Consider the following 11,393-nt stretch of genomic DNA (forward strand, 5'->3'; position numbering starts at 1 on the left):
GATATCAGGCGGCTCAGGTATCATACCGGAAGCCGCCTGACTTTTACCTTGCGTAAAGACAAATTAGTCCGTTACGAGACACCCTTTTATAAAGCAGATGTGTTACGCGCCTGCGCGTGCCACACGATTTTGCTCACCTTCCAGGTCTTCAGAATATCGTCCGGCGGCATCAAGCCTTCCGGGCCGCTCCATTCGCCGGAATAGACGTAGCTGATGTGCGTACTCTGCGGTGCGGCACATTCCACGCTCCGCGCATCATCACCTTGTCCCAACTGGCAGGACTCGAACGCTTTGCTATAGGTATTGCTAAAAGCGTCACCGATTTTCACGCCACCTGCGCTGCCAATCGCGGGATCCATGACCTCAACTTTGCGCACGCTGCCCTTCGGCTGACCGCTGATGATCATCTTCACGTCTTTACCATCCAGCGCCTGATAAAACGCGACCAGTTGACCGTTGGAGGTACCCATTCCGCTACGCAGTTGATAACCACCATCCAGCGCGCTCTGTAGCGCCCCTTCAGACAGTGGCGTACCGGCATTGATACCACCGACACCCGCATCACTCACTTCCAGCGAACTACCGAACCAGTTAAACGGTGACAGGCTGGACCAGGAGAAATGGGAAAGCGTGCTGCATCCACTCAGCACCAGCGGTAAACCCAGCACCAGCGATAAACCCAGCGGGCGAAAATTCATGGTATGTACTCCTCAAGATTGAGCGGCTTCCGTCGTCAGCCACCCTGTAAGATGGGGATTGGAGTCTGCAAGCGACGAAAAGTGCCGTAAAAGACGGGATAATCTTGTGAGGGATTATAGAGGGCATACGAAAAGAAACCTACCAGAACCGCAGGCCTCCCGGCACTCGGAAGGCCTGCGGGCAACATCAACTGCGCTGTGAGGCAAAATCCGTTAAGTCATAACGATGCGAGAACAGATCGTCCAGCTCCGTCTGGTGCGTAATCGCCACCACGGTACACGCAGGCAACGCCATCTTGACCAGCGCCAAAAGCTGCCTGGCGGCGTCATGATCCAGATTGCTGGTCGCTTCATCCAGATAAAGCGTATCGGGTTTGGCAATCAGCGCGCGGGCAAAGGCGACACGCTGCCGCTCTCCACCGGAGAAGACGCGATCCCAATTCAGTTGCTCATCCAGGCGATCGCGCCACGCGCCGAGCCCGACGCTATCCAGCGTCTGACGCAGCATTTCGCTGTCAGCCAGCGGCGGGTGCGGATAGCAGAGAATCTCCGCCAGCGTACCCTGCCCCAGATAGCTTTGCTGCGGTAACAGCAGACTACGCCCTTCCGGTGCCTGCCAGCGACCATCGTAATAGGGCCACAGGCCGTTTAACGTACGCAGCAGCGTTGACTTCCCTAGCCCACTGCGGCCAGCAAATTTACTCCAGCTCCCCGCTTCGCAGCTCAGATCCACATGTTGCAACAGCGGAGAACCCTGCGGCGTGGTGAAAGAAAGCTGATCAATACGTAAATCCTGTCCTACCGGCGCATCGACCTGTTCAGACTGGTGACGTTTGATTTCTTCCTTAAACTGGCTCAAACGCGCCATACTGGCAGAAAGAATCACGAACTCTTTGTACTTATGGATAAACCAGCTCAACGCACCGTGTACTTGCGCAAACGCCCCGCGGATCTGCATCAACCCACCCAGCGTTACCGTTTTACTCAGGAAAGCAGGCAGAGCGGCAAAGACCGGCACAATCTGGCTTACACGCATATAGCCTGTGGTGAAGAAGCCCAGATTACGCTCGGCATTCATAAAACGCCCCCAGTTCGACACGATGGCAGAGAAATGCCGCTGAAGATGGCTTTTCTCTTGCGCTTCGCCGCCGTACAGCGCGATTTGCTCGGCGTTATCATGCTTACGCAGCAGCGCCGCACGGAAATCGGCCTCTGCCTTTTGCTTCTCATAATTAATATTATGCAGACGTTTCCCGACCACATGCGTAATCAGGCTGCCGAGCAGCGTATACAGAATAGCTATCCAGACCAGATAACCTTCGATTACCCACTCTTTGCCAAACAGCGTAAAGCGCTGAACGCCCGATAATCCCCACAGAATGACGACAAAAGAGAACAAACGCGCGGTCACGATCAAAAATTCGATGACCAGACTAACGGCTTTGTCGACAAACAGGTTGATATCTTCGGCAATACGCTGGTCTGGGTTATCAATCTTGCCCGCAACTGACATCCGATAAAATGCCCGCTTCGCCAGCCAGCTATCTACCAGCTCAGCGGTTAACGCGGTACGCCAGCGGATAATCAGCAGTTTGGTAAACCACTCCTGATACACGATCGACCCGATATAGAGCAGGATGTAAACGCCGTATTCTTTCATCAGAGACAGCAGCAAATTGCTGTCGAATGCGCCTAACGCATCATAAAACGTCTTACTCCATTCGTTTAACAACACATTGAGATAGACGATCATCCCACCCATCGAAATGGTTACGAGCAGTAGGAGCCATGCCTGCCAGCTGCGTTTGCCGCCCCAGAAGGGACGGCACAGATCGACAAACTGTGCCATAACCTTCTTCACTCTTTCACCTCTTGCGGCAAGGTGATGTAAAGCACGCGGTTATCCGGGTTATACAGCTTCGCTGACATCGCACGTACGCTGTCCAGCGTGATGCTGTCCGCGAGTGTAGAGACGCTGCTCAGATAACGCGGATCGTCATAGTGGCGATAGCTCAGAAGCAAACGGCGTTGTATGGTCATCAGATCGCCCTGACGCCCTTTTTCCGCACGGATGAACTGTGCTTTCTGGTCGTCCACATCTTCCTGAGTAATCGTCGTTGGCAGTTCAGCAAAGACCTGCTCAGCCAGTTTCCACAGCTCCTGCGCACGCTCAGGTGCACTGCTGAAGCTCACTTCGGTCTCAATACGCTGTTTTTTATCTTCCAGTTCGCTATCGACACGCATGCGGTAAATACCCAGCGCATCATCACGCAGGCTCGTCTTGAGATATTTATTCGCGATATTACGAGCAACGCTCACCTGCACCGCCGCCTGTGGTGTCCACGTATGCGGCGTGAAACTCCAGGTGCGGATATCGGCGCGCGGTTCGATACTGATAGCCGATGTCGCCTCACGTTTACCCGGCAACGCCAGATATGATTTTACTTCGCTGGCAGGCTGGCGCGGGATTGTCGCTAAATAGCGCTCAACTTGCGGTAACAGCTGTGCAGCAGGCATATCCGCGATCAGATAGTACGTCACGGGTGCAGAAGCCGCTTTATGCCACTGTGACAGCAAGGCTGGCGCGGAAACGTGCTTCAGTTCTTCAATTTCAGGCTGCTGCCAGGCTGGCTCGCCAAAACGTAATTTGGCGATATCACTGGCTCGTTTTCCTGACACGGACTGATCGTCATTGGCCTTCTGACGCGCCAGACCCATCATGCTTTCTTTCATCACATCAGGATCGATACCCGGCGCGACATTCATTTCGCGGTATAGGCCAAAAAGATTCGCCAATTCCTTAATCGGAGCCAGTCCACTCAGCGTCAACTGATCGGCATCATGAGAAACCATAATCGACAGGGATTTCTCTTTTTTCCAGTTAGCGAGCGCTTCTCCACTCCACGTTGCGGGACCACTTTGCTCAACCAACTGGCTTGCCAACTGCGCCTGCCACGGGTTCATTGACGTCGCCATAAACCCAGCCTGACTCACGGCGGTCAGCCAGACTTTTTTACCGGCTTCCGGCGCACGCAGCCATACCACACGGTCACCGTTGCTCAACTGCCACTGCTCTACCTTCTGTGCGGCAAAGGTCTTCACCGCCGTGCGTTTTCCGCTTTGCGTCACCACTGGAAGCTCAGGAATGACTTTCTCCTTTTCTACCTGCAGCGGTGCCAGCGGTGCAGCGGCCCACTGCGCCTGTAACTTACGAATCGCCTCTGGTTTAGGCAGCGTGAACGGCGTCGCGCCCGGCACGCTAAACTGCACCAGCGTATCCGGTGAAGCTAACCAGCGTTGCAAATGACGATTCACGTCTTCAGTCGTGATGGTGTCCAGCATTTCCAGCGCCTCTTTACCACGCTGCTGGCTGCCGACATAAGGGCGATCCTGCTGCCAGACGATGGTCAACTGCTGAACCCAATCCGCAAATTCACGGGTTTCGGGGGTATCACTCATACGCTGCGCGACTTCACGGATATCGGATGTGATCTCCGAAATATCCTGCGCATTTAACGGATAGCGCTTTAACCGCTCAATTTCTTTCAGCACAGCGGAAATGGCAGCGTCATGGCCACCCGGCATTACATTCGCAAAAAAGCCCAGCGCGGCCGTCGTTTTACCGATATCCGATTTACGCGCGACCAGACTACTGGCGTCCTGCGGCAATTCGGTTTTCTGTCGACGAATCTGGCGCGTGAGCGCAGACATCGTGATTTGCGTCAGCAAACGATGGCGCAGCTCAGGCTGACCGAAGGTATCTTTGTCATTGAAACGATAGACAAACGACACCTGGCTGCTACCGCTTTGGCTATCCTGCAAGCGTGCAACTTTGAGTTGCGGTTTCAGTAACGGCTCGTAGTAATCACGAGCTGGCACAGCAACATTAGGCAGCGGTGCAAAATAGCGTTGAATTTCACGTTCCGCATCGGCAGGCGTGATATCACCAATAATCATCAAACGCATATTCGACGGGTGATACCAGCGCTGATAGAAATCCTGTAATACGCTGGCCGGCGTTTCATTAATCGACTGTTCCGTGCCAATCGTCGGGCGGGAAGGATAACGGGAGTCGTGGCGAATTGCCTGTACACGCTGCTGGTTCATGCGTTCCGCTACGCCCAGCTTGCCACGCCACTCTTCCAGAATAATTTTTCGCTCATCGTCGAGATCGGCTTGCGACAACTTGGCATGCCCCGTCATCTGGCTCAGCGCCTGTAACGTCGTCCCCAGATCGCGATTCCCTTTTGGCGGGCTCATCATGTACATGGTGCGCTCGTAGTTGGTCACGGCGTTATAGCTCTGTCCGCGTCCCCATCCCTGCTTGTGCAGTTCCGTACTCACACCTTGAGGAAACGCGTCACTGGCGCGAAACACCATGTGTTCCACCATGTGCGCCACGCCGGATTCATTGTCTTTCTCATCAATCGAACCGACATCAACAATCAGGCGAATATCCACCCGCGATTTCTGCCCCTCCAACGGCACGAGGGTATAACGAAATCCGTTCGCCAGCGTTCCTTCTTTAAAAACCGGCAACGGACTTTTTATTTCTTCAGCCTGGCTCACCACGCTTCCCGCTAACAGGCCGACAGCCGTTAGCGATAACCAGCAACATTTCTTCCAGTTCATAACAACCTTTTCGTTTTTATTTTGCCTGAGAGGCAATTTCTTAGCGCATAGATGCAAAATGCCCCGTCATTCGTCGCATGCTGACGAATGACGGGGCATAGGATTTACCAGGTGTAAGCAACACCAAGCCAGAACTGACGGCCGGGTTTATAGGTAACAGTGCTGTTAGTAGAACTCACCTTCTGCTGAGTTTCTACTACGTTATCCAAAACGTTCAGCACATCCAAAGTAATATCCAGCGTCTGAGTTTTGTATACCGGTTGTGAATAGGAAAAACGCCAGTCGTAGGAGATAAAGTCATCGTATTGAGTTGAGATATACTCTATAGCGCTTCCTGTAAAGCTAGGATCCGCGCCGCACGCTGAGCTCCCGCCAGGACACACCGTCGCCGATGATAAGGTAGTATACCCTTTGTAACCAGAGGTATAGCCGACGCGTTGCCCCCAGTTGAGACGAATCGCTGGGAAGTAAGTATCTACATTCAGGAAGGCAGTCCAGGGCGTATTGAAGTCCATGGCATCCATATCGCCTTTATACATTAACTTATTGTCAACAATCACCCGACTCTCATCTGAATTCACATCATCGTAATAAGCAATTGAGTTAGCTTTATTTTCTGCGATACCAGCTCCAAATTTCCAATTCACTTCAGCAAAACTGAAGCGGTGCGGACTGATAGGTTCGACTTCCAGAGACAATGTATTCCCTTCTGTCCGGCCAGCATTATTCATCACGCGGTAGCGTTGCCCAGCAACGGTCATTGATTCAGCACCAAACTGATCTTTCCCCTTGCGATTAACCCATTTGGCGGTCCACACAGTATTCATAACGCGCTGTGATAATCCCAGTGTTATCTCGTCACTATAAGGCGTGTTTAAATCAGAAATATCATAATCAAGACCCGCAATTCTTGCAGGGTTGGAAATCCATGGATCGTTGGCTGACGTACGGTTTTGAATAATATTCGTGTTAATTCCCTGACGCAGCTTATATGACAGCATATTCGCGCCATAATAGCGATTCGCCCCACCAAACAGACGTGTTGACCGATCGCCAAAAACATCATAAGAAGCAGAAAAACGGGGAGCGAAATTTAAATTTCCTAGGAAATCATCATAACTAGCACGCACTCCGGGGGTCACTTCTACACGACCCAAAGAAATACTATCCTGAAGGTAAAGAGCGTAATTGGTATAGCTTCCCTCAACGGTACGCTCTGGATATAGAGTCCGACTTTTGAAATATTGTTCCCCGTCAACGCAATAATCATCCCCAGATTGACACACTACATTCTTATCTATCGTTGGTGTAGCACGGCTTGAGCTAACATCGCTAAAGCGGCGGTATCTTGTATTATAAGAATCAACTTGCCAACCTAAATCTAACTGATGCTGGGTTCCCCAAATTGCTAAAGGGTTAAGCTCATAGTTCTGCTTTAATGTAATTGTGCTTTTTTCTGTTGCAAACTTTCCGTATCCTCCTATCAATGAATTTTGATAGGTACGGGCAGGAGAGGAACTAATCCAATCTATTTGCTCGGAAATAAAGTTAGAAGATGTATTATAACGCTGCCAAGTAGCAAAATAGCTCGCCTCATGTTCAATTTTATTCTGCTCGTACTGGTACCCAGCAAGACTGGTCATTTTCCCCCAATTGGCATTGTGCTCCCACTCCATATTGAAGCGGTAGCCCCCCCCCGTATTGGTAAATGCCCCATTTTTAACATCTCTTTTGTAATATTTAGATTCGTGAGGGGAATACATGCCCATCATGCGAACAATATCGCCGTTATCCGTCAGATAAGTACCCTTTAAAAGATAAGTTTCACTAATCCGTTCCTGATCTTTCCATGTCTGCAGGTACTGCTGATAATATGGAATATCTGACTGCTGGCGGTTATAGGCAAAAATAAAGCCCGCTTTATCACTCAATGGCTGATTAAATGTAGCCGAATAAAACTGTTTCTTAAATTTCGGTTGGTAGTAGAGGTTAGTAGCAGAATAAAATTCCTCACTGATATTAGAATCAATGTGATAGCTAGTCCAACTGTCACTTGTGGTGCGGTAAGAGACTTTTCCAGATGCCTTATCCAACTTGGGATCCATGAGTTTGGCATCTACCACACCACCGGTAAAATCACCGTATTTAGCAGATATATTACTGTCAAATACTTCCAGTGATTCAATCAACTCGGAGTTAATCCAGAACGATTGCGTCCCCCCCGCAGGTAAATCTGTCGCGTTATAACCATCAGGATCTCCACTCAATACTCCCTTATTAGCTCCGGGATTGATATTGTTATTATTCGATAACCCATCGATCATAAAATTATTGTTATAAAACTTCTCACCGTGGAACGAGACGTTCTCTGGTGCCAACTCACCCAGCGTATTGCTGCTATTCGCCGTATTCGAGAACTGCACTGCGGGGTTATTTCTTAATAACTCAGGTATCGAACCATTGCCGGTTGGCATCTTCTTAATTTGCTCGGCATTAATAATCTGCGTCCCCATCGACTGACTCGTCGGGGTTGAGCGAACTAAAATCGTATCTTCGCCGTTTCCTGAAGAAGAATCACCCTGCTGTTCTTCTTCAGTTTCTGCATTGTTTTTCTGCTGACTTTCATCAACAGAGTTGTCGTTTTGCTGTGCGAGTGCAGGCCCTGATAATAATGACAATAGCATCATTAAATAGACGTTCTTATTCATTTATTCAAAATCCCCAGTGAACCCTATTAATTGAAAAATAAAATTATTTTTTTAATTACTGCATGTACATGTATTGCTAATCATCAACCTGAATATGACCATTCAGTTTGAATACGATGGAAACCACCTGATTCTCTACGGGGGCTTCTGTTCGATAGCGCCAACGCGCCATGTCTTTCACCACGTCATCGCCAAATACGCCGTCTGGCGTTTCAGACAGAATCTGTACGTTAGTGACCGTACCGCTACTGGTAATATCGAATTTGACGCGCACTTTTCCTTCCACGCCCAGCGCTTTTGCCCGAGCGGGATAATTCACGCGGCGATGCAGAGCTTTGAAATTTTGACTATTGCTTTTACCTGCCCCACGAGTCGCCTGACCGCTATCGCTTTCTCCCGCTTTGGCCGTTGTTGCGCTCCCAGGCATACCAACCGAAGATGGCATGGGAGAAGGAGCATCACCGGTTTGCGCTGTTGCTACGGGAGACTCACTCTTCTTCTCGGTCTGTTGTGTCTGCTGCGTTCTGGCCTGCTGCGGTTCTTTCGGCTTCTCTTCCGGTTTCTTTTCAGGCTGTTTTTTCTCACGCACGGGCGGCTTTTTTTCCGCAACGGGTTTGCGCTCAATGACAGGCTGTTTAATTACGGGATTAGGGTGTTCTGGTAACGGCGTTAAAATCGGCATCACGACGGGAGTCGGTTGAGCAACGGGAGGATCGGCTACGGGTGGCGACGTGTCGGCAGCCTGTGACATCGCAGCAGCCATCATGGTCACCTGCATACTTCCGCCCGCACTTCCTGCCATATCTTCAATGTTTTCTTTTGGGGAATAGTGCAATAGAAAGAAAACTGCCAGTAACGCATGCGCCACACAGGACAACACAAAAAAGGCCAGAGAACGCCAGTTAGGCACATCGGGGGTCAATGCTGTTGTTGGAGAGGAATGAGTAAGAGGAGCCAGCAATGCGCTGCTACTAGTGCGATTCGCACCCAGTAATGCCCCCTGAAGATTGTCACGACTCACTATCCAACTCCATCTCTTGAACTTCAACTTCCTGGTGTCAGTCGTGCAATCACAATCTTCCAGGCGATAAAATGTAAGCAAGATCAGAACATGAAAAAACATGTCAAGATACAGCATGCAACATTAATAAATAATAATACAAATGATAATCGTTTTACAAATGAAAACTATTACCCATAAAGTCTAACAAATTGCATGTAATACCATTACAAAACTAAGCAATACGTTGAGTTAAAAAGGAAAAAGTGCGCTCATGAGGCGCACGTTTTACTGAAAGAGGAGTCTGAAGAGGGAAGCGGTGCAGAGGTTACGGCTTAGAACGGGTGAAATAATAATCAATATTCCCGATCTTCAATCAGGCGTTTTCCCAGCGTGACGCTATCGACGATCTCATAGTCGAGTTTTTCATACATGCCGATCACAGCATCATTGTCCTCACGCACCATCAGGTGGATCTTCGGACAGCCGCGGGCAATGAGTTTTTTCTCCAGGCGGCTAATCAACGCATTCGCAATGCCGCGTCCGCGAAAATCAGGGTGTACGCCCAGATAGTATGCCGAACCACGATGGCCGTCGTAACCGCCCATCACCGATCCCACGATTTCGCCGTTCACCTCTGCGACCAGAAATAGATCGGGGTCGTGATTAAGCTTACGTTCGATGTCCATTTCAGGATCGTTCCACGGGCGCAGCAAATCGCAGCGTTCCCAGAGGGTGATCACGGCTTCAAAGTCATCCTGCCTGAATATGCGGATTTCCATCACAGTCGCCATTTTGCAATAAGGTAAATCGTGATTATCGCGTGATTTTTATCAGACGCAATCCAAAATTGCGCGCCGCTATCAGGAATCACACAACGGGTGACCGGGGATCGATTTTATTGATGGTATACTGCCAGCCTGATTATTGTGCCACCCTCGCTAGGGAAACGAGATGCCTACTATGTCTGACGTCAACGCGGTAAAACATTTTTTTCTTAGCTTACAGAAGGATATCTGTCAGCAGCTTGCAGCGATCGATGGCGGAGCTGATTTCGCCGAGGATGAATGGCAGCGTGCCGAAGGCGGCGGCGGATGCAGTCGCGTGCTGTCCGGCGGGCGCGTCTTTGAACGAGCCGGCGTAAACTTTTCCCACGTTACCGGTAAGTCATTGCCGCCTTCAGCCAGCACCCATCGTCCCGATCTGGCGGGCCGCAGCTTTCAGGCGATGGGCGTGTCGCTGGTCATTCACCCACTGAGCCCTTACATCCCCACCAGCCATGCTAATGTGCGCCTGTTTATCGCCGAGAAACCGGGAGAAGAACCCGTCTGGTGGTTTGGCGGCGGGTTCGATCTTACGCCCTATTATGGTTTCAAAGAGGATGCGGTGCACTGGCACCAGACCGCTCACGACCTATGCCAGCCGTTCGGTGACGAGGTATACCCGCGCTATAAAAAGTGGTGCGACGATTACTTCTTCCTGAAACACCGTAACGAAGCACGCGGTATCGGCGGACTCTTTTTCGACGATCTCAACGAGCCAGATTTTGCTACCAGCTTCGCCTTCATTCGTGCCGTCGGTAACGGGTTCCTCGATGGCTATCTGCCCATCGTCGAGCGGCGTAAAGACCTGCAGTGGGGAGAGCGCGAGCGCGAATTCCAGCTCTATCGTCGTGGTCGCTATGTGGAATTTAACCTGATTTGGGATCGCGGAACGCTGTTTGGCCTGCAAAGCGGCGGACGCACCGAGTCAATTTTGATGTCCATGCCGCCGCTGGCGCGCTGGGAATATCAGCACCAGCCTGAGCCGGGTAGCCCGGAAGCCCTGCTGTATCAAGATTTTTTACCGGCCAGAGACTGGCTGGCAGAAAGTCACACGCACAACAAGGAAGCATAAGTCATGCAGATTTGGGTCGATGCCGACGCCTGTCCGAACGTCATCAAAGACGTGTTATTTCGCGCAGCGGATCGCACACAAACACAGGTCACACTGGTTGCCAACCAGACCATAAAAGTGCCGCCGTCGCGTTTTATCCGCACGCTGCGCGTCTCATCAGGTTTTGATGTCGCCGACAATGAAATTGTACGCCGCGTCGAAGCGGGCGATTTGGTGATCACCGCTGATATTCCGCTGGCAGCAGAAGTGATAGAAAAAGGCGGTGCCGCGTTGAACCCGCGCGGCGAGCGCTATACGCCGGATACCATTCGGGAACGGCTGAACATGCGAGATTTTATGGACACCATGCGCGCCAGCGGGATACAAACCGGTGGCCCCAGCGCATTAAGCCAGCGGGATCGTCAACAGTTCGCTAATGAACTGGACAAGTGGTTACAGCAGGCGAAAAAGCCGTAACGG

Annotated in this window: 8 protein-coding genes; 2 read left to right on the plus strand and 6 right to left on the minus strand. The window is 50.9% G+C overall.

Annotation, left to right across the window (positions count from 1 at the left end):
* Positions 1-86 precede the first annotated feature (86 nt).
* The 6 genes from I2D83_RS18000 to I2D83_RS18025 form a co-directional block, all read right to left on the minus strand.
* Positions 87-698, minus strand: coding sequence for an RpoE-regulated lipoprotein (locus I2D83_RS18000; protein ID WP_012773460.1), 612 nt, complete (start codon positions 696-698; stop codon positions 87-89).
* Positions 699-885: 187 nt separating this feature from the next.
* Positions 886-2,559, minus strand: a complete 1,674-nt coding sequence (locus tag I2D83_RS18005; RefSeq protein WP_194431639.1) for an ABC transporter ATP-binding protein/permease — start codon at positions 2,557-2,559, stop codon at positions 886-888.
* A complete protein-coding gene (locus I2D83_RS18010) occupies positions 2,556-5,330 on the minus strand; it encodes a M16 family metallopeptidase (RefSeq protein ID WP_205947044.1) in 2,775 nt (924 codons plus the stop codon). The genes I2D83_RS18005 and I2D83_RS18010 overlap by 4 nt, the downstream gene beginning before the upstream one ends.
* A 104-nt stretch (positions 5,331-5,434) precedes the next feature.
* On the minus strand, positions 5,435-8,038 hold the full coding sequence (locus I2D83_RS18015; RefSeq protein ID WP_205947045.1) for a TonB-dependent receptor plug domain-containing protein: 2,604 nt from the start codon (positions 8,036-8,038) through the stop codon (positions 5,435-5,437).
* 76 nt (positions 8,039-8,114) lie between these two features.
* Positions 8,115-9,059: a TonB family protein gene (locus I2D83_RS18020; protein WP_181846980.1), complete on the minus strand. Its 945-nt coding sequence runs from the start codon at positions 9,057-9,059 to the stop codon at positions 8,115-8,117.
* Positions 9,060-9,394: 335 nt separating this feature from the next.
* A complete protein-coding gene (locus tag I2D83_RS18025) occupies positions 9,395-9,820 on the minus strand; it encodes a GNAT family acetyltransferase (protein WP_010301346.1) in 426 nt (141 codons plus the stop codon).
* A gap of 181 nt (positions 9,821-10,001) precedes the next feature.
* On the opposite strand from I2D83_RS18025, the gene hemF reads away from it, so the two are divergent.
* Both hemF and I2D83_RS18035 read left to right on the plus strand, forming a co-directional pair.
* Entirely contained in the window at positions 10,002-10,934 is a 933-nt protein-coding gene (gene hemF / locus I2D83_RS18030) for an oxygen-dependent coproporphyrinogen oxidase (protein WP_181829883.1), read from the plus strand.
* Positions 10,935-10,937: 3 nt separating this feature from the next.
* On the plus strand, positions 10,938-11,390 hold the full coding sequence (locus I2D83_RS18035; RefSeq protein WP_180778100.1) for a YaiI/YqxD family protein: 453 nt from the start codon (positions 10,938-10,940) through the stop codon (positions 11,388-11,390).
* Positions 11,391-11,393: the final 3 nt, after the last annotated feature.

Origin of the sequence: Pectobacterium aroidearum, from assembly GCF_015689195.1 — a bacterium.
Taxonomy (GTDB): domain Bacteria; phylum Pseudomonadota; class Gammaproteobacteria; order Enterobacterales; family Enterobacteriaceae; genus Pectobacterium; species Pectobacterium aroidearum.

What these genes read in the sequence shown, in the direction of transcription:
- I2D83_RS18000 (WP_012773460.1), bottom strand. Translation starts at nt 698, where the DNA reads ATGAATTTTCGCCCGCTGGGTTTATCGCTGGTGCTGGGTTTACCGCTG.
- I2D83_RS18010 (WP_205947044.1), bottom strand. Translation starts at nt 5,330, where the DNA reads ATGAACTGGAAGAAATGTTGCTGGTTATCGCTAACGGCTGTCGGCCTG.
- I2D83_RS18015 (WP_205947045.1), bottom strand. Translation starts at nt 8,038, where the DNA reads ATGAATAAGAACGTCTATTTAATGATGCTATTGTCATTATTATCAGGG.
- I2D83_RS18025 (WP_010301346.1), bottom strand. Translation starts at nt 9,820, where the DNA reads ATGGAAATCCGCATATTCAGGCAGGATGACTTTGAAGCCGTGATCACC.
- hemF (WP_181829883.1), top strand. Translation starts at nt 10,002, where the DNA reads ATGTCTGACGTCAACGCGGTAAAACATTTTTTTCTTAGCTTACAGAAG.
- I2D83_RS18035 (WP_180778100.1), top strand. Translation starts at nt 10,938, where the DNA reads ATGCAGATTTGGGTCGATGCCGACGCCTGTCCGAACGTCATCAAAGAC.